Here is a 26193-nt window from a genome sequence, read left to right as displayed (position 1 = left end):
AACACGCCCTATTCGACAAATTCAAATTCTCCACCTAGAATTCTAACGATATCACCGTTAGATGCACCACGTTCTCTTAAAGCATCATCGATACCCATTGAACGCATTTGTCTTGCAAATCTTCTTACTGCTGCATCACGATTAAAGTCAGTCATCTTGAATAATCGCTCAATAGAGTCACCTGAGACAACGTAAGCTCCGTCATCATCTCTTGTAATAACAAAGTGATCTCTTGCTTTTTCATGTTTATAAACTACACGGTGAACACCAGTTTCTTCTTCTACACTATCAAAATCCATTCCTTCTGTTGCATCTAATAAATCTGCAATTTCATACATTAATTGGTCTACATTTTTACGAGTTACAGTACTGATAGGAATAATTTTTACTTCTTCTTCTAATTGTTCTTTAAACATATCTAATTGTGTTTCTGAATCTGGTAAATCCATTTTATTCGCAACAACAATTTGTGGTCTTCTTGAAAGATTTTCGTTATATGATTTTAATTCTTGATTAATTGTAACATAATCCTCATAAGGGTCTCTTCCTTCTAATCCACTCATATCAATGATATGAACAATTACTCTCGTTCTCTCGATATGTTTTAAGAATTGATGACCTAAACCAATGCCTTCTGAAGCACCTTCAATCAAACCTGGTAAATCGGCCATAACAAATCCTCTACCGTCATTTGTTTGAACGACACCTAAATTAGGTTTAATTGTAGTGAAATGATATGCCCCAATTTTCGGCTTAGCTTTAGAAACGATTGATAATAATGTAGACTTCCCAACACTTGGATAACCTACTAATCCAACATCCGCCATCAATTTCAATTCAAGCATAACTTCTAATTCTTCACCTGGTTCACCATTTTCACAAAAATCTGGTGCTGGGTTACTTGGTGATGCGAATCTTGAGTTACCACGACCACCACGGCCACCTTTTGCTACTGTAGCTCGTTGTCCATTTTCTACTAAATCTGCTAAAACTTCTTCATTTTCAGCATTTTTAATAATTGTACCAGGTGGTACTTTTAATACTAAATCGTTTGAACCTCTACCGTGCATATTACTACTTTGTCCATTTTCACCTTTTTCAGCTTTAAATTTACGTTGGAATCTGAAATCTAATAGTGTACGTAAACCTTCATCTACCTCAAACACTACTGATGCACCTTTACCACCGTCTCCACCTGCTGGACCACCAAATGGAACATACTTTTCACGACGAAAAGCAACTAAACCGTTACCGCCATCACCAGCTTTCAATGATATCTTGACCTGATCTATAAACATGCTTACACCTCTAATTCATTTATATTAATTAAAAATTCTATTTCTTTCTCTTTATTATCATGTGTGACTATATCATAATGATACCCTTTGAAAATTCGATTTAACTTCAATTCATCTATTGAATAACCAGTTAAATTAACGCCCAAAATGACATATTCTTGTTCAACCGCTAAAGCTAGTTTAACATGCTTATCGTCATTTTGATTCTCGATTTCTGTTTTCAAAATTTGATAAATGCGATATAGTACGTCATCTGACAATTTAAGATTTGTTTGATAATAATCTTTGGATGACCACTCAATTTCAAATGTCCATTTAGAGCCTGATATTTCTATTTTGTGTTCAAAAACCGCTTGTACAAATTTTCTACAAGGCGCATTCAAAAATAATTGTTCTTGTTTCAAATCCGCATACATTTCTTCAATTAAAGCACTGACTTCATCTTCTTTACCTAACTGTTTATATGTATATAACAATTGGAATTGGTTCACAAAATCATGTCTCGACTTTAAATACACATTTAAATTATTCATTCAACCACCTATATTATCCGTATTCATAAAAACCATTATACCATTATCTATATACGTTTAAAAAAAGAAACACCAGAAAAAATTCTGGTGTCTCAATTTAGTGATTATTCAGCAGCTGCATATACAGATACTTTCTTTTTGTCACGACCAAAACGTTCGAATTTAACAACGCCGTCGATTTTAGCGAACAATGTATCGTCACCACCGCGACCTACGTTTTCACCAGCGAAAACTTTAGTTCCACGTTGACGATAAAGGATAGAACCACCTGAAACGTATTGACCGTCAGCACGTTTAGCACCTAAACGTTTTGATTCAGAGTCACGACCGTTCTTTGTAGAACCTACCCCTTTTTTCGATGCGAAAAATTGTAAGTTTAATTTTAACATGAGTTACACCTCACTTGTAATTTAGTTTAATATATTGGCCATATTCTTCTTCGATAGTCTTCAAAGAAATGATGAGCCCTTGTAATAACGTTTGCGCTTGTTCATTATCTAAGTTTACACTACGTATATGAAAATATCCACCATCGTCACTGTAATCAATGTCAGGAGTTTCATCAGTTAAACCAATGATTGCATTTGCAGAGCCAAAGACTACTGCAGATGCCCCGGCACAGACTAAATCTTTACCATATTCACCTGAATCGGCATGTCCAGACATTTCTACATCTGTGACTTGCCCTTCTTGATTCAAAGTAATATCAACGTTAATCATTGATTATGCGTTGATTTTTTCGATAGTTAATTTAGTGTAAGGTTGACGATGACCTTGTTTACGCTTGTAGTTTTTCTTAGCTTTGTATTTGAATACAGTGATTTTTTTACCGCGTCCTTGTTTTTCAACTTTAGCAGTAACAGTAGCACCCTCAACAACTGGTGATCCTACTTTAACTGAATCTCCACCTACAAATAATACTTGGTCAAAAGTGAATGAATCACCTTCGTTTACGTCTAATTTCTCAACCCAAACTGTTTGACCTTCTTCTACTTTAACTTGCTTTCCGCCAGTTTCAATTATAGCAAACATACTTGCACCTCCTAATTTTTTAAGTCACGCCATTCATAGGTGACATACGTCCTTATAAAACCTATGATTGAGCGGTTGTATGTAGCCTGAAACTACTCAACTTCAATAGATTACCATCTACAACAGTTGATGTCAATAACCTCAACCTAATTTGTGTTTCTTTCTAGTAATTTTAGAATGAATGGGAAAATAATAACTAAACAAATTGAATTAAATATAACAGTTGGTATGAGTCTAAAGAATAATATCTGTCCTAAGTTAATAGAACTCATTCCCAAGAACCCATAAAAAATCATTACCCATATCTCTAACAACACAACTGAACTGATAAGTAAGATAACCATCATTAAAATATCTCTATAGAATACTTTAAATAATTTATCCATCATGATTACGAAGATGGCATAGCCAAATGTATATATGCCATATATACCTCCGAAATAAATATCAGTAAATATACCGGTAACTATTGCTAGTACAATGGCCACTTTAGGATTTTTATACACAGCAATAATCAATAAATATAAAAATGTTAGTCTCGGTACAAAAATGAACGTTTCATTAAACAAATGGATGGGTGACAATCGTGTTAATAACACATCCAAATAGAATAGTACGACACCGATTAATGGTATAACATAAAACCTCACTATTCCTCACCACTTTCATCTGATGAAGGTATTGTTTGAGGATCACGTTTAGCTACATAAACATGATTTAAATCTTTAATATTCGTTGATGTCTTTATGTATGCCACTTTAGACAATCCATACTCATCATTTTCTACTTTTTCCACTTTACCTACTAATATACCTTTAGGTAATTGGTCACCTAAACCATTCGTCACAACTTTAGAACCCTTTTGAATATTATATTTGTTATCGATATCACTAATGACAAGTAAATCTTTATCCTCATCATAACGATCAATCATACCAAAAATATTTTCAGAATCCTGTTGTATATCGACAGATAGCTTACTTGTTTTAACACTTGTAGAAATCAATTCAACTTGTGAAGAAAACTGGTTCGCCTTTTTAATACGACCAACTAAACCTTCACTTGTAATAACAGCCATATTTTCTTTGAATCCACTTTTCTTACCTTTATCAATAATGATTGTATTCATCCATTGATCAGGACTTCTACCGATAACAGTTGCTGATATCGGATTAAATTGCGAAATATCTTTCATATCTAATTCTTTTTTCAAAGCTTTATTCTCTTTTTCTAAACGAGATTTGTCAGCTTTAATTTGATCTGTGCTTTTTACTTCTTCTTTCAACTTATTTACATCATCATCGGAAGTAAATACTCCAGAGAAGAAACTAGAAACTACATTTACCGGATATGAAACGATTCTTCCTCCAAACGAGGATGTATCACTTGCATATTGTTCACTAAGCGATGCAGATTGCGCTCTCACAGAATAACCAACAATCACAATCAATAAAACCATTGAAATCAGAAAAAATACTAACTTATTATTTTTAAAAAAATTCGACAATCCAAACACCTCTTAATTTTCAAATGTCTAAAACAACAATGTTATTTACTATTTTATCTTACAGCTCCATTTAAATAAAGTAAGAGCGTGCCGAAATTAAAAATTAATATGAAGTTTTTGGTAATAGCTTAATATTAGAGTTCATTTCTTGAAGATCGTTTAATAAATCTTGTTCGGTTTGATAAACATACATCTTTGGTTCACCAAATTTATATAAAATATATTCCGTACCACGTTGACCAGCAACATAGTTATCGTCATACCCCATACGTTCTAATCCAGAAACATCCATAAATTCACTTTTACTTATCCACTTAAAAGCTTGTTTTGTTTGTCCAAGTGGAACGTTTTGTAATAATGGATTATCTTCAACAGTATAAGTAGAATTAGCTCTTTGTGGCGCTACAGACTCAGTATTTTTATCAGAGCTGTGATCGAATGGATTCAATTCACTTATAGCTGGTACATTTTTATATACAATCACTATTAAAATGATGATCATCACTAATGCAAGTAAATTTCTAATCAACCTAAACAACCATCTCATATTTTTGTCCACCTCTCATTATTTTTCATTATACAAAATCACTGCAAATTACTCATCGGACTTAGGACCGAACTGTATAATCATTCTGTAGTCTGATGCATTTTCAAGCATTCTCATTTATAATTTGATAAAGAGGTGAAATGATGTGGAATTAATATATATATTTTTAGCAATCCTGTTTTTAATTATCTTTTTCAGATTTTTTGTTGGTGTTTTAAGATTTGTCATAAAACTCGCAATCATCGCATTAGTGATTTACTTTATATATCAAGGTGTCATGTACTTGATGTGACCATAAAAAAATAAAAACCATTTGAAACGACTTAAATCGTTCAAATGGTTTTTATTGATTTCTAAACGCTTTATTCTAATGAAAGTGATTGCATCTGGTACATATTATGATACTGTCCTTCTAACTGAATTAATTCATCATGTGTCCCTTGTTCTATTATTTCACCTTTATCAAGAACAATGATTTGATCAGCATTTTTAATAGTTGAAAGACGATGTGCAATGATAAATGATGTACGATCTTTAGACAATACTGTCATTGCCTTTTGTATGACCGCTTCTGTTTCAGAATCAATACTTGAAGTAGCTTCATCTAATATGAGTATTTCCGGATTAAATGCTAAAGCTCTGGCAAAGGAAATAATTTGTCGTTGACCTGAACTTAATGTTCTACCTCTTTCAATGACAGGCTCATCTATTCCTTTTGTAAAGTGTTCTAACACACGATCTCCACCAACAGCATTTAAACTAGCAATTGCTTGTTCTCTAGTAATACGCGGGTCATCCAAAGTAATGTTAGATAAGATCGTCCCTGTATATAAATATGGATCTTGTAAAACAATGCCCATATGTTTTCTCATATCTCTTTTATCCATTTGGATTGTTGGTATTCCATCTATTTCAATCGTTCCATGAGTAGGATCATAAAATCTAAATAATAAATTCATAATTGAACTTTTACCGGAACCTGTATGCCCTACTAATGCAATTGTTTGTCCTTGTTTCACATTTATATTAATGTTCTGCAACACATAGTCGTCATCTTTATACGCAAATGAAACATCTTTGAAATTAACCGTTCCATTTATTTTTTGAGGTAACTTAATAAGGTGTTTAGGAATTTCTTCTTTTTCAACATTCATCATTTCAAATACTCGAACACAAGAAACTCTCGCTTGTTCTAATTGTCCTAATACATTCAATACACCAAATAGTGGATCAAATAATCTTGTTATATAATTGACAAGAATATATAACGTTCCGACTGATATTGCTACAGAAGCATTTAAGAATTGTGTTCCAAATACAACTATGAGTAACAAGAATATTATACTTCTAATCGTTCCTAATAAATTATGTTCTGTAAGTGAGTCAAATTGAATGATTTTTTTATAGTTATTTAAATACGTGTCATTCATTTTATCAAAATCACTCATAATTTGTTTTTCTTGTTTAAATGCTTGAATGATATTCATACCATTAATCGATTCGTTTATTAATGCATTCATGTCACTGTTTTTTTCTCTAATTACATAATTATATTTACCTGTCACTTTTTTATACCAAACCAACCAAAGCATGACAAATGGTATTGTAACGAGTGCAATAAATCCTATTTGCACATTTATAAAGAATATCGCAATGATCACACCTGCCATAGTTATAAACGCAGATAAAAAGTTTGGCAAAATCACTGTGAATAATTCTAAAATCATTTGTGTATCATTTGTAATTCTTGCGACTACTTTCCCAGCTGGTAAATTATCAAAATATTTAATTGGTAGCTGTTGCACATGTTTAAATAATTTAATTCTCAATTCTTTAATTACATCAGAACCAGCTCTCTGTAACACAATCGTTTGAAAGTAACTTAATACTGCATGTATGAATGAAACCGCGAAAAAGAGACTCAATAACAACAATACAGGTCTTAGTTGTATTATTTGTTCAGCAGAAGTTTTGACATAATGATCAATAATATACATTGCTATCAATGGGCCAGTTAGTTCAAATAGAACTGCAAAAACTAATATAATCGTTCCAATTATAAATTTACTTTTATATTTACTCACATATGGAGTTAATTGTTTAATTACGCTCACTGATTATACACCTCTTTCAATCTTTGACGTTCAAATTGAGATTTATACCATCCTTTACTATTTAATAAATCTTCGTGTGTTCCTTGTTCTATAATTTCACCATGATCCATGACCACAATTTCATTTGCATGTTTTACGCCTGAAAGTCGATGCGTTGAAATAATAGTTGTTTTACCTTGTCTGAAAGCTTGTATATTTTCAATAATTTGTTTTTCTGTTTTAGCATCTACTGCTGATAATGCATCATCCAGTATGAGTATTTTAGGATTTTTAATTAAAGCTCTCGCTATCGCAATACGTTGCTTTTGACCTCCGGAAATCGCTATTCCCTTTTCTCCTACGAGTGTATCTAATCCTTTAGGTAAACGTGCAATATCTTTGTCAAAATGTGCTAACTTAATAGCTTCATTAATTTCAGCATCCGTCGCATCTACTTTTCCAAATTTAATATTTTCTTTTATCGTTCTTGAGAAAAGTATATTTTCTTGAGATACATAACCAATAAGCGCTCTTAAGTCATTTTTAGAAATAAGATTTATATTTGTATCTCCTAATATAATTTCACCTTCACCTGTTGGATACTCTTTTAAAATTTGCTTTATCAGCGTTGTTTTTCCAGAACCAGTCGCACCAACAATTCCTAAAGTTTCACCTTTATCTAAATAAATATTAATGTTATTAAGATTTACAGTTTCACTTGAAGGATATTTAAACACAACTTCATTCATGCCTATTTCATGTGAAGGAATACTTTTATCTTCGACATCAACGACTGTTTCCACTTCATTTAACGTCTCATTTACACGATCAATCGATGCATTCCCTCTTTGCATAATATTGATGAGAATACCAACTGAGAACATTGGCCAAACGAGCATATTCAAGTAAACTGTAAATGAAATTAATCCACCAATTGTCATCTCTCCTGTGTTAACTAAATATGCTCCGTAGCCAATTCCAATCACTTGGCTCATCGCTGTAATAATTATTGTAATGGGTTGGAAGAATGCATCCATTCGTTCCACACTCATAAATTTTTCTACTACACTTTCTGTCATTTCTTTAAAATCATTATTTAATTTATCTTCTTGTACATAAGCACGTGCAACACGTACACCTTCTATTGATTCTAATACGCTATCATTCATATCACCGAATGACTGTTGTGATATAAGGTATCGCTTATGAATTCTTTTCCCTAATTCAATTTCTAAAATTGCTAATAGTGGAAGTGGAATTAATGCGAGTAATGTTAATTTCCATGAAACTGTCACCATCATCGTGGCAATAATAGTCGCCATAAACGTTGTTGAATCAATCAATGTTAATATACCTATGCCTGCTGTCATTCTAATTTGGTTTAAGTCATTCGTTGACTTTGCCATCAAATCTCCGGTTCTATTTTTCTCGAAGAATGTAGGACTCATCGCTAAAAATTTCTGCATCAACTTTCTTCTCATCAATGACTCTAATATTTGTGAACCTGAAAATATAAGTGTTCTCCATATATAATTCACGATATAAGCTACAATGATCACTATTAAAAATGTAATGATCAGCAAATAAAGTATACGTTCATTTAAAGATTGATCACTTATTTTATCGATTGCTTGTCCTACAAGCCATGGTGGTATAACCTCCACGACATTTGCGATTAATAATAAAACTACCGCAATGGTATATCTCTTCCAATGTAATTTAAAAAACCATATTAACTTTTTTAATGCTTGAAACATGTTTGTTCCCCCGTTCGCCCCTTAAAATTAAACACAAAAATGCACACGCATCCATATAGAACGCGTGTGCATAAAGTAAACATTCTAGATGAAGTAGATACACTACTCCCTAGATATTTTTAATTAAATTTAAGGGTAGTGATTATTTTTGAAGTTGTTAGTTGTTGTATATTTCTTCTGACTTGTCTCATAGTCACTACCTCCTTTTCTTGTAAATTTATTCTAATCATAACTTTATAATATTAAAGTGTCAATAAAACTTTTGAAATATCGCAAATAAATTTATTTGTTTAATAGTTTCTTCAAAAATAATACTGTAATACAAACTAATATCCCCCAAATAATACTTGCACCTAATGCACCGATGATATATACAAACGTCAATGATTCACCCTTACTCACGACTGTAATTAATATTGATGCAATAAACACACCTAACACACTTAAGCCCATCAATATCCCGAAATCTTTCTTTAATATCTTTCTGTTCTTTTTACTTTGAACAATTGAAATTAAATAAAGAAGCGGCATGATAACTAAAATAAAAGTAATAATTTGCAAAACAAAAACTCCTGACTCAATTTTTTTATTTTATTATACCATTGAATCAATGTTTAAGTTCATTTATTTATATCTCATCAGACATCATATCTTCACATTCAAATAAACTTGTAAACTGCCCATCTCCTATAATGATATGATCAAGTAAATCTATTCCCATTAAATCACAGCAATACAACATTCGTTTCGTTGTTTTTATATCTTCAATTGATGGCGTCGGATCTCCACTCGGATGATTATGTGCAATGACAATAGATGCCGCAGAATGTTTTACCGCTTCTCTAAGTAAATCTCTTGGATGAACAACTGCCATATTTAATGAACCGATAAATATGGATTGTTCATGGATAATTTGATTCTTAGAGTTTAAAAATAATGCTACAAAGTGTTCTTGTTTTAAATACCTTAACTTCTCCATTAAATAATTTGCAACATCCTTAGGTTCATTTATTTCTATTCTATCTAATACCGTATTACTATGCATACGTTTAGCTAACTCAATAACGGCTAATATCGTAATCGCCTTTGATTCACCAATACCTTTTACTGTTAATAACTCTGACATTGTTAAATATCTTAATTCTCTCGTATTTTCAACTAAATTTAACACTTGATTTGCACAAGCTAAACTCGAACAGGCTTTACTTCCTGAATTAATAATAATAGCCAATAATTCTCTATTCGTTAATTTATCTGCGCCGTAAGATTTTAATCTCTCTCTTGGCTTATCTTCGTGTTGTAAATCTTTAATTTTAATACCCATAATGGCCTCCTAGAAAATATTGTTCAAATTGTTGATTAAAGAATAATACGATCAACATCGCAATCGTTATAAAAGGTACAAGCGGGACTTTCGTTATTTGTCTTTTAGTAATTAACACATAAAATAGGACAAATATTCCTGAAGTCATAAATGAAAGCATAAAAGTAAACAAAAATTGATTTACTGATAATAAAACACTTAAAATTGAAAATAATTTAATATCTCCATAGCCGATACCGCCTTTGGATAAAAAATATATCAAATGTAAGACCACAATCATCAACCAACTATATGTAATATTAAGGTTTTGAACATCAAAAATAATCACCATAGTAAATATCATAATCATTAACATATGATTGGGTATGATCCAATTGAAAATATCATAGATAGATAAAGGAATAAGAAAGAAAATTAAATAATAATATAAAGTAAGATTAACGCTTATATGTAATAAAAAAGGAAGGACAAATAACACTGCCAAACATAACTCAACATAAAATAAGTCTCTTGGAATCATACATTTACAGAACCGACATTTCCCCTTTAAACATATAAAACTTATGATTGGTATTAAATCAATAATATGTAATCTCTTATGACAACTCTGACATTTTGAGCGATTAAAAATTGCTTTTAAATTAATTTTATCCATACTTGTTAACTGATACATAAAGCTAGCGAATACTGAACCTAATATAAAATATGTAACCATCCCGATTAGCTCCTTTAGTAATATAAATTAATATATCAAAAGGAACACAAAATCTTATAATGCCCAAATTTAAGCAATTACATCTCAAATTTAACATTTATTACCTTGAATTAAAAAAACTTGAAATTCATCATTCATTCGCAATGATTTTTTCAAGTTTTTTAAAATTTATTAAATTAATATCCTAAAGATAAAGCAATAAAAATGCCAGCCATACATATGACAACCCAGATTAATAATAACTTCCAAATAAATTTAACCCATGTTGTATATGATATACCTGCTACTGCCAAACCACCCATTAATGAAGCAGAAGTTGGGAATATACTATTACTTACTGCATCACCATACTGAAAGGCAAGAACAGCCATTTGTCGATTTATACTTAAAATATCAGAAATTGGAACCATTAATGGCATTGTTGTCATTGCTTGACCAGATCCAGAAGGAATAAAGAAGTTCAACACCATTTGAATGACAAACATCATACCAACAGTCATACTTGCTGGTAAATCTTGAATCGTATTAGTTAAATAAAATACAATTGTATCGATAATTTTGCCATTTTCTAATATAACAACGATTGCTTTCGCAAATCCGACAATGAGTGCACCAAAGAGAATAGATTTCATTCCCTCAACTAATGCATCAAATGTACCATTAAATCCAAGCCCACCTATAAAACCTGCGATGAGTCCAACAAATAAGAAGTTTGCACTCATTTCATTAAATGACCAACCAAATTTAAATATGCCAAAAACGTTGAAACAAATTGCACTTACTAATAAGACTAAACACAACGCTTGTCTTTTTGTAAATCTACCTATCTGAGTTTGTGTTACATCATTATTTATTTCTGAACCCTCTAAATCATATACAAGACTCTTCTTAGGATTCTTTTTTACTTTTCTAGCATAAAACATGACATACGCAATACCTGTGATTAAAACACAAATATAAATAATCGTTCTAAATCCCCATCCAGAGAATAGTGGAATTTCAGCAATCTTCTGTGCTACACCTACCGTAAATGGATTGAGCATTCCCCCTAGGAAACCTGCCGCAGCACCCATTATGATCATTGCAGCTCCTGTCATTGCATCATATCCAACTGCTCGAGCAATTGCGATCCCGATAGGAACAAATATGATTGTTTCTTCAGCTAAACCAATAGAAAATCCTAACACTGAAAAAATTAACATCGTAAATGGAATCATTAATTTGCCGTTGTTTCCTAATTTGTTCATTGCGGCATTTACACCATTAGTAATGGCACCTGTCTTATGTATGATTCCGAATGCGCCACCTACTAAGAAAATATAAAAGATAATATCAGCACCACTAATTAAACCTTCTGGTATCGCTCTGAAAATATCTAAAATACTAGATGGCTCACTATGTACTAGATGATATGTGCCCGAAACGACTTCCTCACGATCATTTACTGTCTTACGTTTAAATTCTCCTGAAGGCACAATATAAGTCAACACATAACTAATTGCAATAATAAACATTAAGATTGCATATGTATGAGGATTTTTAAACTTTAGTATACGATTCTTTTTTTCCCTCATATTATCTCCCCCTTATATATTTCATTCATACCCTACTTTTCAGAATATAAAGAATATTTATTCCAAAAAATAAAATATCAATAAAAAAGGGAGCGGGACAGAAATCTAATTTGAATGAAAAAGATTTCGTAGTCCCGCCCCGGCAAGGATGACTAGAGTTGAAAAAGCTTGATACAAGCGCATTTTCAACTCAGTCATCTACTGCCAAGATACTAAAAGAGACTGAGACATTATATAATGTCCCAGCCTCAATAATAGGTTTATATTATTTAACAAAAAGCTTTCTAGCTTCACTTATAAAGTATAAACTTCCGGTGATAACAAGTAATTCACCGTTATATTCTTTTATAAATTTTTCATAGTTCTGTACTTTTTCTATATGGTCATGTTCTAAATGATCATAAACTGCTTCAATTGGTAAAGCTTTCGGAAAATTAAACGTTGTAACGTAAAATCGAGACGCAATTTCTTCTAATCGATTCATCATTTTACCGATTGGTTTACCGTCTATTGCAGCAAAGAGTATGTCTATCTTTTTCTCTGGATAATATTGTTTTAACGTGCTAACTAGTGCATCTATACTTTCTTTATTATGTGCACCATCTACCAATATTAAAGGTTGATCTTGTACTTGTTCTATTCTTCCAGACCAAGTTACTTGTTCAATTGCATCTATCATTTTGTTGAAATCAAGTTGAATAATGCCTCTTTGATACATTTCTATCAAAGTTGTTATGGCAAGCGCTGCATTTTCATGCTGATGTTGACCAATCATCTTTAATTGAATGTTTTCGAGCTCATATTGTTCATATCGATACGTAAATTCTGAATCATCAGAAATGACATGGATATCTCTATCGAGTTCTAAACCTTTATTATGATGACTTTCTACAATCTCTCTGACAAAACTCAATGCTTCTTTTGGCTTTATTGCATAAATGAGAGGTACAGAAGGTTTAATGACACCCGCTTTTTCTCGAGCGATATCTAAATACGTATCCCCTAATATATTTGTATGATCTAAACCAATACTTGTGAGCACAGTCATAATAGGTTGAAAGACATTAGTAGAATCGTTCAATGCACCTAATCCAGCTTCAACGACAACAAAATCAACTGGATGAACAGTACCAAAGTATACAAACATAATTAGCGTAATAATTTCAAATTCTGTTGCTGGTCCTAAATCCGTTTCCTCTGCTAATCGTTCTGAAATAGGCTTTACAATTTGAACGAGTTCAACTAATTCATCGTTTGTAATTGGAACACCGTTAATACTAATTCGCTCATTGAATGTGACAATATAAGGTGATGTAAATGTACCAACTTCATAGTTATTAGCAATTAACGCATCTCTAATATAACTAACTGTTGATCCTTTACCATTCGTCCCTACAACATGAATACCATGTATATTATCTTCAGGATGATCGAGTTGTTTTAGCATCCATTTCATACGTTTTACGCCAGGTTTAATCCCGAATTTAGTGCGTTCATGTATCCAATGTAAACTATCTAAATAATTCATATGCTTTCCTAGCCTTTCAATTGTTCAATTCGAGCTAATACGCCATCATATTTTTCTTGATAATTAACTTTCTTCTCTTTCTCTTCGTTAATTACTTTTTCAGGCGCTTTAGCAACAAATTTCTCATTGCTCAATTTTTTATTTACACGATCTAATTCTTTTTGCCATTTACCTAATTCTTGTTCTAATCTTTCAATCTCTTTATCCATATCAATTAAACCTTCAAGAGGTAACACAACTGTCGCACCAAATACAACGTCAGTCATAGCTTTTTCAGGAATTTCTATTGTCGTATCGATGATTAACTCACTTGGGTTACAGAAACGAGTTAAGTAATCTTTGTTTTCAATAAGTTGTGCTTTTACTGTTTCATCTTTAGCTTCAATATGAATAGGCACTTCTTTAGACATTGGTGTATTTACTTCACGTCTTGCTTGTCTTACTGATTTAATGATTTCAACTAGAAGTTGCATTGATACTTTACTATTCTCATTAGACAATTCAGGTTTAACTTCTGGCCATGAAGCTTGAACGATTGTTTCACCTTCATGTGGAAGTGATTGCCAAATATGTTCAGTTACGAAAGGCATAAATGGATGTAACATTCTCATTGTTTGATCTAATGTATACGAAAGTACTGAACGTGTCATTTGTTTTTTAGTTTCATCTTCACCGTTCATTGGTATCTTACTCATTTCAATATACCAATCACAGAATTCATCCCAGATAAAGTTGTAAAGTACTCTACCTACTTCACCAAATTCATATTTTTCACTTAGCTCTGTTACATTTGCGATTGTTTCATTTAATCTTGTTAAAATCCACTCATCTGCAACTGATTTTTCTCCTGATAAGTCTATATCTTCATATTTGAAAGATTCTCCAATATTCATAATACTGAAACGAGATGCATTCCAAATTTTATTAATGAAGTTCCAAACAGATTCTACTTTTTCAGTCGAATATCTTAAATCGTGTCCTGGTGATGATCCAGTAGCTAAGAAGTATCTCAAGCTATCTGCACCGTACTCATCTATTACGTCCATTGGGTCTACACCATTACCTAATGATTTACTCATTTTTCTACCATCTTCAGCTCTTACTAAACCGTGTAAAAGTACATCGTTAAATGGTTTTTGATCAGTAAATTCTAGACCTTGGAATATCATTCTAGCTACCCAGAAGAATATAATATCATAGCCAGTTACTAATGCATTTGTTGGATAATAACGTTTGAAATCTTCGTTATCTACATCCGGCCAACCTAATGTTGAAAACGGCCATAATGCAGAACTAAACCAAGTGTCTAATACATCAGCATCTTGCGTCCAGTTTTCTGAATCTGCTGGTGCTTCTTCGCCAACATAAATTTCACCAGTTTCATTATGGTACCAAGCAGGAATTTGATGACCCCACCATAATTGTCTAGATATTGTCCAGTCACGAATGTTTTCCATCCATCTATTAAACGTACCTTCAAAACGGTCTGGTACAAAATTAATTCTTTCATCAGTATCTTGATTATCAAGTGCACGTTTCGCTAAAGGTTCCATTTTAACAAACCATTGTGTAGATAAATACGGTTCAACAACAGCGCCACTTCTTTCAGAGTGACCAACAGAGTGTTCATGCTCTTCAATTTTAATTAATTCGCCAGTTTCTTTTAAATCTTCAATTAATTGCTTACGACATTCAAAACGATCTAAGCCATTATATTTACCAGCAAGTTCATTCATAGTGCCATCTTCATTCATAACGTTAATTTTTTCTAAGTTATGTCGTTCACCGATTTCAAAGTCATTAGGATCATGTGCAGGCGTAACTTTCATTGCACCACTACCAAATTCAATATCTACATACTCATCACCTATAATCGGTAATTCGCGACCTAAAATTGGTAATATAACTGATTTACCAATGATATCTTTATATCTATCATCATTTGGATTCACAACGATAGCCGTATCACCTAACATTGTTTCAGGTCTTGTAGTTGCAATTTCAATTGAACCTTCTTCATCTTTAAATGGATATTTAATATGATAAAAATGACCAGTAATATCTTCATGAATTACTTCAATATCAGAAATAGCTGTTTTTGTTTGAGGATCCCAATTTATTATGCGTTCCCCACGATAAATGAGCCCTTTATTATACATATCTACGAATACTTTTTTAACTGCTGCTGAAAGACCATCATCTAAAGTGAATCTTTCACGGCTATAGTCTAGACCTAAACCTAATTTAGCCCATTGTGCACGAATGAAATCAGCATATTCTTCTTTCCAAGACCATGCTTGTTCAAGGAATTTTTCACGTCCTAAATCTTGTCTAGTTAGTCCTTGTTCTCTTAATTTACCTTCTACTTTAGCTTGTGTTGCAATTCCCGCGTGATCCATACCTGGTAAGTATAAAGTATCATAACCTTGCATACGCTTCATTCTTGTTAATATATCTTGTAACGTTGTATCCCAAGCATGACCTAAATGTAATTTACCCGTTACATTTGGTGGTGGAATAACAATCGTATATGTTTCTTTCTCTTTATTCTCACTTGGTTTAAAATATCCTTTTTCTAACCATTGATTGTATCGACCTTCTTCAACCGCTTTAGGGTTATATTTAGGTTCCATTTCCATGTTAATCACTCCTTGATAATATTAAAAACCCGTCCTATAAAAATAGGACGGGTTTAACCGTGGTACCACCTAAATTCAATATAATTGCTTATATTGCACTTTAACGATTATCGCTCGCTCACGCATTAATCTACTTAATTTCAATTAACGTTCAACATGAGGCTACCTTCAACTACCATTAATATGCATTCACACCAACATGCACTCTCTAAAATTAATTAATAGCATACTCTTCCTCTACAAATATTTGATTACTTTAATAATATAAGCAGTTTATAGATAAGTCAATATTGATACAAGTTAATTTCTATATTTTTTTGATTTGTTTGTTAAAAATATTTTAATTAACGGTGCGATAATTAATAATATGAAAAATATCCTAAAAATATGATAACTTGAAATCATAGCGACATCGCCACCAGTTTCTAATGCTACAACAATAATTTGTGCCATACCTCCAGGTGCTGCGCTTAAAAATAAGTCATTAATATTATAATCAATAAACAAATTGAAAATAAACACGAGAATGAAGGCACCCATGATTAATGCAACATTTTGAAATGCAATGGCGACAATAATTTTCTTATTGAGTTCATTAATTAAATTTGAAATTTGAACACCTATTCTAACGCCAAATAATATTTGCGCAACGATAATCAATGGATAATCTAATGTAAATACTTGTCCAGTATATAAATTCCAAGTCAACAAAATAAAGATTGGTGCTAACAATTGTGGAACTGGGAATTTTATTTTATAAAATAATAAGTACAGCACTGTTATTCCAATAATTAATATTAAAAATCCTGGTATATTTAACACATCAAATACAGATGGTGCTGTCGTAATATGACTAGATTGTGAATCATGATCTCCAAAGATTGAAGAAATGATTGGAACAATAATGACAACAAACATTATTCTAGAAGTTTGTGTCAATGTCACAATTAAGATGTCAGCTTTTTTGTTTTCTTCGGCCATAACAATCATTTGACTTAATGCCCCAGGAATCGCACTTAACAATGCCGTTTCAAAGGTAACATTTGCAATTTTTTTAAATACAATCGAAACAAGTAAAGCAATGCCAATAATTAATACTGACATTAAAACAATTTGTAACCATTCTTCCTTTATGTCATTTAGTACATGAGGCGTAAAAGTCGACCCCATTTGAATACCTAATATGATTAAACCTGCATTACCTAACCAAGTTGGCCAAATAATTTTTCTTTTCAACAATTTAATCATTATGACACTTGCAAAGATTGGTCCAAATAACCACGGTAAAATCATATGAATACTTTGCAGAATTAAGCCTAAAATAATTGCAAGTAAACAGACGCTTATAATATTTATTCTATTTCTATTCATTTATAAACACCTCAATAACATAATAGCACGACAAATTTGAGGTACTGTTCACTATTTAGCAATTCTTGAAAGCGCTGAATCAAATGCTTGAATTGTTTTTTCAATATCTTCTTTCGTATGTGCTGTAGATAAGAATGTCCCTTCAAATTGGGATGGTGGTAAGAATACGCCTTCTTTAGCCATTTCTCTGTACATTTGACTAAACATTTCTAAATCAGATGCATTTGCTTGATCAAAGTTTGTTACTGGACCTTCATTTAAGAAATAGCCTATCATTGATCCCGCACGATTCACTGTAATTGGCACATTGTGTTTAGCGAAAACTTCTTTCAAACCTGCTTCAAGAATATCTCCTAATTCATTAAAGTAAGTATAAGTGTCTTCAGTGAGTTCATTTAATGTTGCATAACCACTCGTCATTGCTAATGGATTACCAGATAAAGTACCTGCTTGATATACATTACCTACTGGCGCGATTTCTTCCATAATATCTCTACGTCCACCAAAGGCACCTACTGGAAGACCACCGCCGATTACTTTACCTAGACATGTTAAATCTGGTGTAACACCGAAATAACCTTGCGCACAATTGTAACCGACTCTAAATCCTGTCATAACCTCATCAAATATTAATAATGAATCATATGATTGTGTAATTTCACGTAATCCTTCTAAGAAACCTTCTACGGGTGGTACAACACCCATATTCCCAGCAACTGGTTCAACGATGACTCCTGCAATATCATCTCCAAAATGTTCAAAAGCTACTTTTACCGCTTCAATATCGTTATAAGGTACAGTTACAGTGTTCTTAGCTGTACCTTCAGGAACACCAGGTGAATCTGGTAAGCCTAAAGTCGCAACACCAGAACCAGCTTTAATTAGAAGTGAATCACTATGTCCGTGATAACAACCTTCAAATTTTAATATTTTATTTTTACCAGTAAATCCTCTTGCTAGTCTTAAAGCAGCTAATGTCGCTTCAGTACCTGAAGATACCATTCTCACCATTTCAATTGATGGCACGCGATCGATTACAAGTTGCGCCATTTTGTTCTCTAATTCTGTTGACGCACCAAATGAAGTTCCTTTATCTACCGCTTCATGCAATGCAGCTTTAACTTTTTCATGCGTGTGACCTAAAATAAGTGGCCCCCAACTTAGTACATAATCAATATATTCATTACCATCCATATCGTATATCTTAGATCCTTTACCATGATCCATAAATATAGGTGGTGTATCTACTGATTTAAATGCACGTACTGGACTGTTTACACCGCCTGGCATTAAATCTACTGCATCTTTGTATGCTTCAATGGATTGTTGATATCTAGTCATATTAATTTGCTCCTTTATCTAAATATTTACAAATATCTTTAGCGAAGTAAGTAATAATCATATCTGCGCCTGCACGTTTCATAGATGTCATTTGTTCCATTACGATTTTCTCTTCATCTATCCAACCATTTAGTGCTGCAGCTTTCGTCATGCTATACTCGCCACTTACATTATATGCAACGACTGGCATATCTGTTCTATTACGAACATCTCTAATAATATCTAAGTAACTTAAAGCAGGTTTAACAATCATCATGTCACAGCCTTCTTTAATATCACTTTCTAATTCTCTAAATGCTTCCAAACGATTACTTGGATCCATTTGATACGTCTTGCGGTCACCAAATGAAGGCGCACCATCTGCAGCTTCTCTAAATGGACCATAGAAACTAGATGCATATTTAATACCGTAACTCATAATTGGAATGTTTTTAAATCCTGCTAGGTCAAGACCATTTCTAATTTCAGCAACAAAACCATCCATCATATTACTTGGCGCGATTATATCTGCACCTGCATTAGCTTGTGATACTGCAGTCTTAACAAGTAATTCTAATGATTGATCATTATCAACATCATGCGTATGCTCATCAATCACACCACAATGACCATGATCTGTGTATTCACATAAGCATGTATCTGCAACAACTAATAAATCAGGGAATTTTGATTTTGATAATCGTGTTGCTTGTTGAATAATTCCATCATCAATAAATGCGCCTGTACCACATGCGTCTTTCTCTTTTGGTATACCAAAGAACATAACACCTCTCACACCTAAATCATATGCTTCTTGAAGCTCTTGTTCTAATAAATTCAAGCTTAATTGATATATACCCGGCATAGATGATATTTCATTTTTTATATTATCTTCTTCAATCACAAAGATTGGATAAATTAAATCTGATTTGTGAACGTACGTTTCTTTCACCATATTTCTCATTACTTCTGAAGATCTTAATCTTCTATGTCTATCAAATTTCATTTTTATACCTCTTCCACTATTGTATTTACCATACCTTCTAAACTTGGCTTGTTAGCTAATTTTGAAGGTTGATGATATGTATTTAATGTTGCTTGCGTAATTTCACCTATTGCTAAAACTTCAATCGATGGATCGATTGGTCCATAAACATCAAAGTAGCTTCTTACTGCTGATGAACTAGAAAATGTAATGTGCGTTATTTCTTTGTTCTCGATGAATTGATGAACTTGATGTATATGCTTTTCAACAGTAAGTGGTTCATATATATGCAATCGTTGAACACGATTTTGCCATTTACTCAATTGATCAGTTAACTTATCTCTCGCATATTTACTACAAGGGATGAGTATATTTTGCTGTGACATTTGCTTTTTAAAAGATTCAATTAAACCCTCTTGTGTATAGGTTTCTGGCATTTTATCAACTGAAATATTAAGTTGTTCGGCCATTTTCTTTGTATTCGCACCAATAACCGCAATATGATCCACATTTATTTCTTTTAAAAATGGTTCAAATATTTGAATTGCATTTACAGACGTAAAAATAAGCCAATCATAATGTGTGCGTAAGTTAGACTGGTCAATTGGAATCGGAACAATATCTATAAATGGATAATGTCTTATCTCTACGTCTTCACGTTGAACAGTTCTTGTACTTGTCACCACTATAATCGGCTTCATTTTAACTACTCCTTATTCTGCTTCTTCATTTAATTTCTTAATAATTTCATATGCACCTTGTGATTTTAATTCCTCTGATACTTGTTTACCTATTTCAATTGGGTTCGTACCAACTTTAGTAGATTCGTATCTCTCTTGACCATCTGGCGACATAATTAATCCTGTAAATGAAATTTCATTTCCTTGTTTTGTTGCATATCCCGCAATCGGAACTTTACAGCTACCGTCCATTTCATTTAAAAATGTACGTTCGCATGTCACACATGATAATACTTCTTCATCATGTACAGATTTTAAGATATTCAGTAACTCCGTATCATCACTTCTACATTCAATACCCAATGCACCTTGACCAATAGCTGGAAGCATCGTTTCTTGATCTAAATACTCAGTGACAATATCATCACTCCAGCCCATTCTTCTTAATCCAGCTGCTGCAAGGATAATGGCATCATAATCTTCAGTTTCTAATTTATTTAATCGTGTATCAATATTACCTCTAATCCATTTAATCTCTAAATGAGGATATTTTGCTAATATTTGTGCGCCACGTCTTAAAGAACTTGTCCCTACAATACTACCAGGTTTTAATTCTGATAATTTAACATGACCTTTTGCAATATATGCATCAAATGGAATTTCTCGTTCTGGTATACAACCAAGTGTTAATGCTTCTGGCAATTCACTTGGGACATCTTTTAATGAATGAATTGCAAAATCAATTTCTTCATTAAATAATGCTTGTTGTATCTCCTTAACAAACAATCCTTTTCCGCCAACTTTTGATAATTGAACATCAACAATTTTATCACCTTTAGTGACGATTTCTTTGATTTCAATATCTAAATCAGGATATTTCTCTTTTAATTTATCAATAAATTGCTGACTTTGTGTCATCGCTAATTTACTTTTTCTAGATCCTACAATAATTTTACGCATAATTTCCTCCATTATTGTTAATTAAACCATTGGTGAAAACCTGAATACTTTGAAACGATTAAATAATTAATCATACATACTAAAAATATCATAATATTTGCTATGACCAAAGTTTTAGAATTGATTGTCTTCCTCACACGTAAGAATAAATATATACCGTATAAAACGAGTACAAATAACGAACCGATTACTTTCCAGTCATACCAAATCTCGCTACCTATTATAATTAAGCCCCATTGAACACCTAGTATTAAACTAATGAGCAATACTAAAAAGCCAATTAAACTAAATCTAAATACGTTTTGTTCTAACTGTTCAATACTATCCATTCTAAAAAATTTTTGGTCAAATTTCTTTTCTTTTAAATTTTTTCTTTGAATTAAATACAGTACTGCATATGATGTACTCAATGCAAAAAGGACATAACTTAAAATTGCTAAAGATATATGTATGAACAGTAGTTCGTTCATCAATTTTGCTGCTGTATTATCTGTATCATATTGTTCAGGTCTAAAGGTATGAATAACAGAAAATACAAAACCAATCAAGTTAATTATAAATACTGTTAAATCTGTTGATTTAAAATAGTTTAAAATTAATGAAACAGTAATAATCATCCATGTATAGAAATAAAATCCTTCAAATAAAGTTAATATAGGAAATTGTTTCGTTGTAATGATATACATGCACAAAAAGATTGTTTGAAATATCCAAACAATCCCTAGTGTATAATAACCAAACTTTCTAACTTTATAATTCTTTTGTATAAAGTCGTAGAAATAACAACCTAAACAAATCATGTAAATAATTAATACCATTTCATGCAATCGTACTGTAATTACTTCATGCATAGCATCACCATTTATTCTAATTAAGATTCAATTGGACTTGCTGACAATTGAACTTTATTTGTTTCTCTCTTTGTTTCATTTATACGTTCTACTTCATTTGTGATATTAAATATTTCTTGGAATAGTTCTAATTTTTCTTTAGACTTTTTGTCTGTAGATAATTCTTTTGCTTGTGTGATTGGATCTTTAAGCAATTGGTTAACAATACTCTTCATATGCTTAGAAATCACTTTGCGTTCTCTATCTGTCATATCTGGGAGTTTACGTTCTACGCTAGTCATTGTATCTTGTTGTATGTGTGATGCTTTCTCTCTAAGTGCTGTAATAACAGGTACAACACCAAGCATATTCACCCATTCTGCATGTTTGTCTATTTCTTGCGCAATCATTAATTCAATTTCACGTGCTGCTTGTTCACGTTCTGCTAAGTTTGCATCGACAAGTCCATTTAAATCATCAACATCATAATTAAACATTAATTCTAAATCGTTGACTGCAGGATCAATATCTCGTGGAACGGCAATATCAATTAATACAAGCGGTTTGTTTCTTCTAAAACGTTCTACATCTTTCATCATATCTTTAGTTAAAACATAATGTTCTGCACTTGTAGAACTTATAACAATATCTGCTTCCATTAATGAACACTGTAATTCGTTCATACTTTTAGCAGTACCTTTGTATTGCATTGCTAATGCTTCTGCCTTCGCAACTGTTCTATTTAAAACGGTAATATCATTAACGCCACTACCATTTAAATTCGCAACTGCTAATTCTGCCATTTCACCTGCACCGATGATCAATGCTTTTTTATTATCTAATTTACCAAGTACTTTCTTTGATAATTCAACTGCAGCATAAGATACAGATACAGCATTCGAAGCAATATCTGTTTCATGATGTGCACGTTTTGCTAAAGTTATGGCTTGTTTAAATAATCTATTAAACATTGTTCCTGTTGTTACTTCAGTTTGTGCAACTTGGAATGCATCTTTCATTTGGCCTAATATTTGTGTTTCACCTAGAACCATAGAATCTAATCCAGATGTTACTCTAAATAAATGATCTACTGCTTCATTCTCAGTTAGAACATTCGTATAGGTTTTAATAGTGTCTAACGATTGACCAAACCAATCTGCTAAAAATGACTGAATGTAGTATCTACCTGTATGTATTTGATCTACAACAGCATATACTTCAGTTCTATTACAAGTTGATAAAATGACACATTCTAATATTGATTTCTTATTACTAAGAGTTACAAGCGCGTTTTCTATTTCTTGATCATTAAATGCTAACTTCTCACGCATCGCAACGTCTGCAGTCTTATAGTTTACACTTACTACAACTACATGCACTTCTAACGCCCCCATTAATTTATATCCAATGCTCAAATTATAACATTTCTAATCTAGGAATGTGAGTTATTTGCTTAAATAAATTGTGACAATAATGACCAAATTTGATCCGTCTTATCTTTATTTAATGATGAATAACTTACTAATTGATCATCTGGATCGACTTCTAATGTTTGTCTGATGATTTTTAAATGTTTTTGTACTTTCCCTTTTGGAATCTTGTCTTCTTTTGTAGCAATGATAATCGTAGGGATTCCAAAATGTTTCAAATAGTTATACATTAAAACATCATCTTGTGTTGGTTTATGACGAATATCTACAAGTTGAACAACACATTGCAACGATTGTCTCGTCGTTAAATATTGTTCTATCATCTTACCAAATTGTTCTCTTTGTTTCTTACTGACTTTCGCGTAACCATAACCAGGTACATCTACGAATACAAGTTGTTCGTCGATATTAAAGAAATTTAATGTTTGTGTCTTCCCTGGTTTAGATGACGTTCTCGCCACTTTCTTCCTTGAAATTAAGGTATTTATAAATGTAGATTTTCCTACATTTGAACGACCACTTAATGCTATTTCAGGCAATCCTGTTTCAGGATATTGTTTAGGGTCTACTGCGCTTATTATTATGTCTACATTATTTGGATTTATTTTCATATTAATCTCCTACACATTCGTTTCTTCTATTATAGCTTACTTGCTAATGATTTTAAACATAACTAAATGATAGAGGCTGAGACAATTATGTCCCAGCCTCTATCATTCATTAGTGATTATGCTGATGTTTTCTCATCATTTATTAAATTACCTTCACTATCATATAAGTTCGGTTGTTTGTTATCTCTTATTGTAGCTTCAGTGATAACGACTTTACTTATTTCATCGCTTGAAGGAATATCAAACATAATATCAATGAGTGCTTCTTCAATAATAGAACGAAGTCCACGTGCACCTGTTTTACGCTCAATTGCCATTTCACTAATTGCATTTAAAGCTTGCTCGTCAAATTCTAATTCAACATCATCAAGTTCAAGCATTTTAGTGTATTGTTTTACAAGGGCGTTTTTAGGTTGTGTTAAGATATTTTTCAATGCTTCAACATCTAAAGTTTCTAAATTAGCTACAATTGGAATTCTACCGATAAATTCTGGTATTAATCCATAAGATTGTAAATCTTCAGGTCTAATTTGAGACAATAATGATGCTTCATCATTGAAATCTTCACTCGCACTACTAAATCCGATTACTTTTTCACCTAATCTACGTTTGATTACTTCATCAATTCCGTCAAATGCACCACCTAATATAAATAGAATATTAGTTGTATCAATTTGAATGAATTCTTGGTTTGGATGCTTTCTACCGCCTTGTGGTGGAACACTTGCAGTAGTACCTTCTAATATTTTAAGAAGTGCTTGTTGTACACCTTCACCTGAAACATCACGTGTAATTGAAGTGTTTTCAGATTTACGAGCGATTTTATCAATTTCATCTACATAAATGATGCCTTTTTCTGCACTTTCAACATCAAAATCTGCAGCTTGAATTAATCTTAATAATATATTTTCAACATCTTCACCAACATAACCAGCTTCAGTTAAACTTGTCGCATCTGCAATAGCAAATGGTACGTTTAATGATTTAGCTAATGTTTGTGCTAATAATGTTTTACCGCTACCTGTAGGTCCGATTAATGCGATGTTACTCTTTTGTAAATCCACACCATCTTCGCTATCTGTCGGTTGTTGTACACGTTTATAATGATTATATACAGCAACTGCTAATGATTTTTTAGCATTTTCTTGACCAATAACATAATCATTTAATTGTTCCAATATCTCTTTAGGTGTAGGAACTTCAGTAAATTGTTCTGGTTCTTGTGACTTCAATTCTTCCTCAACGATTTCTGAACAAAGTTCAATACATTCGTTACAGATATATACGCCACTCCCAGCAACAAGTTTTTTAACTTGATCTTGTTCTTTTCCACAGAAAGAACATTTTAAGTTTTCTTCACCATCGTTAAATTTAAACATTTTTACACCCCTATTCTTTTTAGACTATACTAAATCTGTTTTATTATTTCAAATTAAACGGTTTATAAAAAGAATTCAGG

At 32.1% G+C, this 26193-nt stretch carries 25 protein-coding genes and 2 other annotated features; all 25 genes read right to left on the bottom strand.

Annotation, left to right across the window (positions count from 1 at the left end; all coding sequences use genetic code 11):
* Positions 1 to 8: 8 nt before the first annotated feature.
* Positions 9 to 1298 (bottom strand): GTPase ObgE, encoded by a 1290-nt coding sequence (gene obgE, locus P3U32_RS05705; protein ID WP_323704648.1) that lies wholly within the window; start codon positions 1296 to 1298, stop codon positions 9 to 11.
* A 2-nt stretch (positions 1299 to 1300) separates the two neighbouring features.
* A complete protein-coding gene (locus P3U32_RS05700) occupies positions 1301 to 1831 on the bottom strand; it encodes a Spo0B domain-containing protein (protein ID WP_323704647.1) in 531 nt (176 codons plus the stop codon).
* Between the two features lie 104 nt (positions 1832 to 1935).
* On the bottom strand, positions 1936 to 2220 hold the full coding sequence (gene rpmA, locus P3U32_RS05695; RefSeq protein ID WP_323704646.1) for a 50S ribosomal protein L27: 285 nt from the start codon (positions 2218 to 2220) through the stop codon (positions 1936 to 1938).
* Between the two features lie 10 nt (positions 2221 to 2230).
* The gene (locus P3U32_RS05690) at positions 2231 to 2551 is read right to left on the bottom strand and encodes a ribosomal-processing cysteine protease Prp (protein WP_323704645.1); all 321 of its coding nucleotides are present in this window, start codon (positions 2549 to 2551) and stop codon (positions 2231 to 2233) included.
* A 3-nt stretch (positions 2552 to 2554) separates the two neighbouring features.
* Positions 2555 to 2863, bottom strand: a complete 309-nt coding sequence (gene rplU / locus P3U32_RS05685; protein WP_323704644.1) for a 50S ribosomal protein L21 — start codon at positions 2861 to 2863, stop codon at positions 2555 to 2557.
* Positions 2864 to 2875: 12 nt separating this feature from the next.
* Positions 2876 to 2950 (bottom strand) — a sequence feature (ribosomal protein L21 leader region).
* A gap of 59 nt (positions 2951 to 3009) precedes the next feature.
* A complete protein-coding gene (gene mreD, locus P3U32_RS05680) occupies positions 3010 to 3513 on the bottom strand; it encodes a rod shape-determining protein MreD (protein WP_323704643.1) in 504 nt (167 codons plus the stop codon).
* Positions 3513 to 4370 (bottom strand): rod shape-determining protein MreC, encoded by an 858-nt coding sequence (mreC, locus tag P3U32_RS05675; protein WP_323704642.1) that lies wholly within the window; start codon positions 4368 to 4370, stop codon positions 3513 to 3515. Before mreC ends, mreD begins: the two co-directional genes overlap by 1 nt.
* A 103-nt stretch (positions 4371 to 4473) precedes the next feature.
* A complete protein-coding gene (locus P3U32_RS05670; protein WP_323704641.1) occupies positions 4474 to 4917 on the bottom strand; it encodes a DUF4930 family protein in 444 nt (147 codons plus the stop codon).
* Positions 4918 to 5279: 362 nt separating this feature from the next.
* Positions 5280 to 7031, bottom strand: coding sequence for an ABC transporter ATP-binding protein (locus tag P3U32_RS05665; RefSeq protein WP_323704640.1), 1752 nt, complete (start codon positions 7029 to 7031; stop codon positions 5280 to 5282).
* Positions 7028 to 8767, bottom strand: coding sequence for an ABC transporter ATP-binding protein (locus P3U32_RS05660; RefSeq protein WP_323704639.1), 1740 nt, complete (start codon positions 8765 to 8767; stop codon positions 7028 to 7030). Before P3U32_RS05660 ends, P3U32_RS05665 begins: the two co-directional genes overlap by 4 nt.
* 282 nt (positions 8768 to 9049) lie before the next feature.
* Entirely contained in the window at positions 9050 to 9328 is a 279-nt protein-coding gene (locus tag P3U32_RS05655; RefSeq protein ID WP_323704638.1) for a hypothetical protein, read from the bottom strand.
* Between the two features lie 67 nt (positions 9329 to 9395).
* On the bottom strand, positions 9396 to 10091 hold the full coding sequence (gene radC / locus P3U32_RS05650; RefSeq protein WP_323704637.1) for a RadC family protein: 696 nt from the start codon (positions 10089 to 10091) through the stop codon (positions 9396 to 9398).
* On the bottom strand, positions 10081 to 10806 hold the full coding sequence (locus P3U32_RS05645; protein WP_323704636.1) for a prepilin peptidase: 726 nt from the start codon (positions 10804 to 10806) through the stop codon (positions 10081 to 10083). Before P3U32_RS05645 ends, radC begins: the two co-directional genes overlap by 11 nt.
* Before the next feature lie 176 nt (positions 10807 to 10982).
* Positions 10983 to 12380: a YfcC family protein gene (locus tag P3U32_RS05640; RefSeq protein ID WP_323704635.1), complete on the bottom strand. Its 1398-nt coding sequence runs from the start codon at positions 12378 to 12380 to the stop codon at positions 10983 to 10985.
* A 265-nt stretch (positions 12381 to 12645) separates the two neighbouring features.
* Positions 12646 to 13908, bottom strand: coding sequence for a bifunctional folylpolyglutamate synthase/dihydrofolate synthase (locus P3U32_RS05635; RefSeq protein WP_323704634.1), 1263 nt, complete (start codon positions 13906 to 13908; stop codon positions 12646 to 12648).
* Positions 13909 to 13916: 8 nt separating this feature from the next.
* The gene (locus P3U32_RS05630) at positions 13917 to 16547 is read right to left on the bottom strand and encodes a valine--tRNA ligase (protein WP_323704633.1); all 2631 of its coding nucleotides are present in this window, start codon (positions 16545 to 16547) and stop codon (positions 13917 to 13919) included.
* A 40-nt stretch (positions 16548 to 16587) separates the two neighbouring features.
* Positions 16588 to 16799: a binding site (T-box leader), on the bottom strand.
* A 48-nt stretch (positions 16800 to 16847) separates the two neighbouring features.
* On the bottom strand, positions 16848 to 17918 hold the full coding sequence (locus P3U32_RS05625; protein ID WP_323704632.1) for an AbrB family transcriptional regulator: 1071 nt from the start codon (positions 17916 to 17918) through the stop codon (positions 16848 to 16850).
* Between the two features lie 51 nt (positions 17919 to 17969).
* On the bottom strand, positions 17970 to 19259 hold the full coding sequence (gene hemL, locus P3U32_RS05620) for a glutamate-1-semialdehyde 2,1-aminomutase (RefSeq protein WP_323704631.1): 1290 nt from the start codon (positions 19257 to 19259) through the stop codon (positions 17970 to 17972).
* Position 19260: 1 nt separating this feature from the next.
* Complete coding sequence (gene hemB / locus P3U32_RS05615; protein WP_323704630.1) at positions 19261 to 20244, bottom strand: porphobilinogen synthase; 984 nt, start codon at positions 20242 to 20244, stop codon at positions 19261 to 19263.
* A gap of 2 nt (positions 20245 to 20246) precedes the next feature.
* The gene (locus P3U32_RS05610; RefSeq protein ID WP_323704629.1) at positions 20247 to 20924 is read right to left on the bottom strand and encodes a uroporphyrinogen-III synthase; all 678 of its coding nucleotides are present in this window, start codon (positions 20922 to 20924) and stop codon (positions 20247 to 20249) included.
* Positions 20925 to 20936: 12 nt separating this feature from the next.
* Positions 20937 to 21863 (bottom strand): hydroxymethylbilane synthase, encoded by a 927-nt coding sequence (gene hemC / locus P3U32_RS05605; protein ID WP_323704628.1) that lies wholly within the window; start codon positions 21861 to 21863, stop codon positions 20937 to 20939.
* Positions 21864 to 21880: 17 nt separating this feature from the next.
* The gene (locus tag P3U32_RS05600; protein WP_323704627.1) at positions 21881 to 22714 is read right to left on the bottom strand and encodes a cytochrome C assembly family protein; all 834 of its coding nucleotides are present in this window, start codon (positions 22712 to 22714) and stop codon (positions 21881 to 21883) included.
* Positions 22715 to 22734: 20 nt separating this feature from the next.
* Positions 22735 to 24072, bottom strand: a complete 1338-nt coding sequence (gene hemA / locus P3U32_RS05595) for a glutamyl-tRNA reductase (protein WP_323704626.1) — start codon at positions 24070 to 24072, stop codon at positions 22735 to 22737.
* 74 nt (positions 24073 to 24146) lie between these two features.
* Positions 24147 to 24734, bottom strand: coding sequence for a ribosome biogenesis GTP-binding protein YihA/YsxC (yihA, locus tag P3U32_RS05590; RefSeq protein ID WP_323704625.1), 588 nt, complete (start codon positions 24732 to 24734; stop codon positions 24147 to 24149).
* A gap of 116 nt (positions 24735 to 24850) precedes the next feature.
* Positions 24851 to 26113 (bottom strand): ATP-dependent Clp protease ATP-binding subunit ClpX, encoded by a 1263-nt coding sequence (gene clpX, locus P3U32_RS05585; protein ID WP_323704624.1) that lies wholly within the window; start codon positions 26111 to 26113, stop codon positions 24851 to 24853.
* Positions 26114 to 26193 lie beyond the last annotated feature (80 nt).

Source organism: Mammaliicoccus sp. Dog046, assembly GCF_034039665.1.
In the GTDB taxonomy this organism is placed as follows: Bacteria; Bacillota; Bacilli; order Staphylococcales; family Staphylococcaceae; genus Mammaliicoccus.
Note: the sequence above shows the minus strand (reverse complement) of the source record. Positions and strands in the feature narration are given on the sequence as shown.

What these genes read in the sequence shown, in the direction of transcription:
- obgE (WP_323704648.1), bottom strand. Translation starts at nt 1,298, where the DNA reads ATGTTTATAGATCAGGTCAAGATATCATTGAAAGCTGGTGATGGCGGT.
- P3U32_RS05700 (WP_323704647.1), bottom strand. Translation starts at nt 1,831, where the DNA reads ATGAATAATTTAAATGTGTATTTAAAGTCGAGACATGATTTTGTGAAC.
- rpmA (WP_323704646.1), bottom strand. Translation starts at nt 2,220, where the DNA reads ATGTTAAAATTAAACTTACAATTTTTCGCATCGAAAAAAGGGGTAGGT.
- P3U32_RS05690 (WP_323704645.1), bottom strand. Translation starts at nt 2,551, where the DNA reads ATGATTAACGTTGATATTACTTTGAATCAAGAAGGGCAAGTCACAGAT.
- rplU (WP_323704644.1), bottom strand. Translation starts at nt 2,863, where the DNA reads ATGTTTGCTATAATTGAAACTGGCGGAAAGCAAGTTAAAGTAGAAGAA.
- P3U32_RS05670 (WP_323704641.1), bottom strand. Translation starts at nt 4,917, where the DNA reads ATGAGATGGTTGTTTAGGTTGATTAGAAATTTACTTGCATTAGTGATG.
- P3U32_RS05660 (WP_323704639.1), bottom strand. Translation starts at nt 8,767, where the DNA reads ATGTTTCAAGCATTAAAAAAGTTAATATGGTTTTTTAAATTACATTGG.
- radC (WP_323704637.1), bottom strand. Translation starts at nt 10,091, where the DNA reads ATGGGTATTAAAATTAAAGATTTACAACACGAAGATAAGCCAAGAGAG.
- P3U32_RS05645 (WP_323704636.1), bottom strand. Translation starts at nt 10,806, where the DNA reads ATGGTTACATATTTTATATTAGGTTCAGTATTCGCTAGCTTTATGTAT.
- P3U32_RS05640 (WP_323704635.1), bottom strand. Translation starts at nt 12,380, where the DNA reads ATGAGGGAAAAAAAGAATCGTATACTAAAGTTTAAAAATCCTCATACA.
- P3U32_RS05635 (WP_323704634.1), bottom strand. Translation starts at nt 13,908, where the DNA reads ATGAATTATTTAGATAGTTTACATTGGATACATGAACGCACTAAATTC.
- P3U32_RS05630 (WP_323704633.1), bottom strand. Translation starts at nt 16,547, where the DNA reads ATGGAAATGGAACCTAAATATAACCCTAAAGCGGTTGAAGAAGGTCGA.
- P3U32_RS05625 (WP_323704632.1), bottom strand. Translation starts at nt 17,918, where the DNA reads ATGAATAGAAATAGAATAAATATTATAAGCGTCTGTTTACTTGCAATT.
- hemL (WP_323704631.1), bottom strand. Translation starts at nt 19,259, where the DNA reads ATGACTAGATATCAACAATCCATTGAAGCATACAAAGATGCAGTAGAT.
- hemB (WP_323704630.1), bottom strand. Translation starts at nt 20,244, where the DNA reads ATGAAATTTGATAGACATAGAAGATTAAGATCTTCAGAAGTAATGAGA.
- P3U32_RS05610 (WP_323704629.1), bottom strand. Translation starts at nt 20,924, where the DNA reads ATGAAGCCGATTATAGTGGTGACAAGTACAAGAACTGTTCAACGTGAA.
- hemC (WP_323704628.1), bottom strand. Translation starts at nt 21,863, where the DNA reads ATGCGTAAAATTATTGTAGGATCTAGAAAAAGTAAATTAGCGATGACA.
- P3U32_RS05600 (WP_323704627.1), bottom strand. Translation starts at nt 22,714, where the DNA reads ATGCATGAAGTAATTACAGTACGATTGCATGAAATGGTATTAATTATT.
- yihA (WP_323704625.1), bottom strand. Translation starts at nt 24,734, where the DNA reads ATGAAAATAAATCCAAATAATGTAGACATAATAATAAGCGCAGTAGAC.
- clpX (WP_323704624.1), bottom strand. Translation starts at nt 26,113, where the DNA reads ATGTTTAAATTTAACGATGGTGAAGAAAACTTAAAATGTTCTTTCTGT.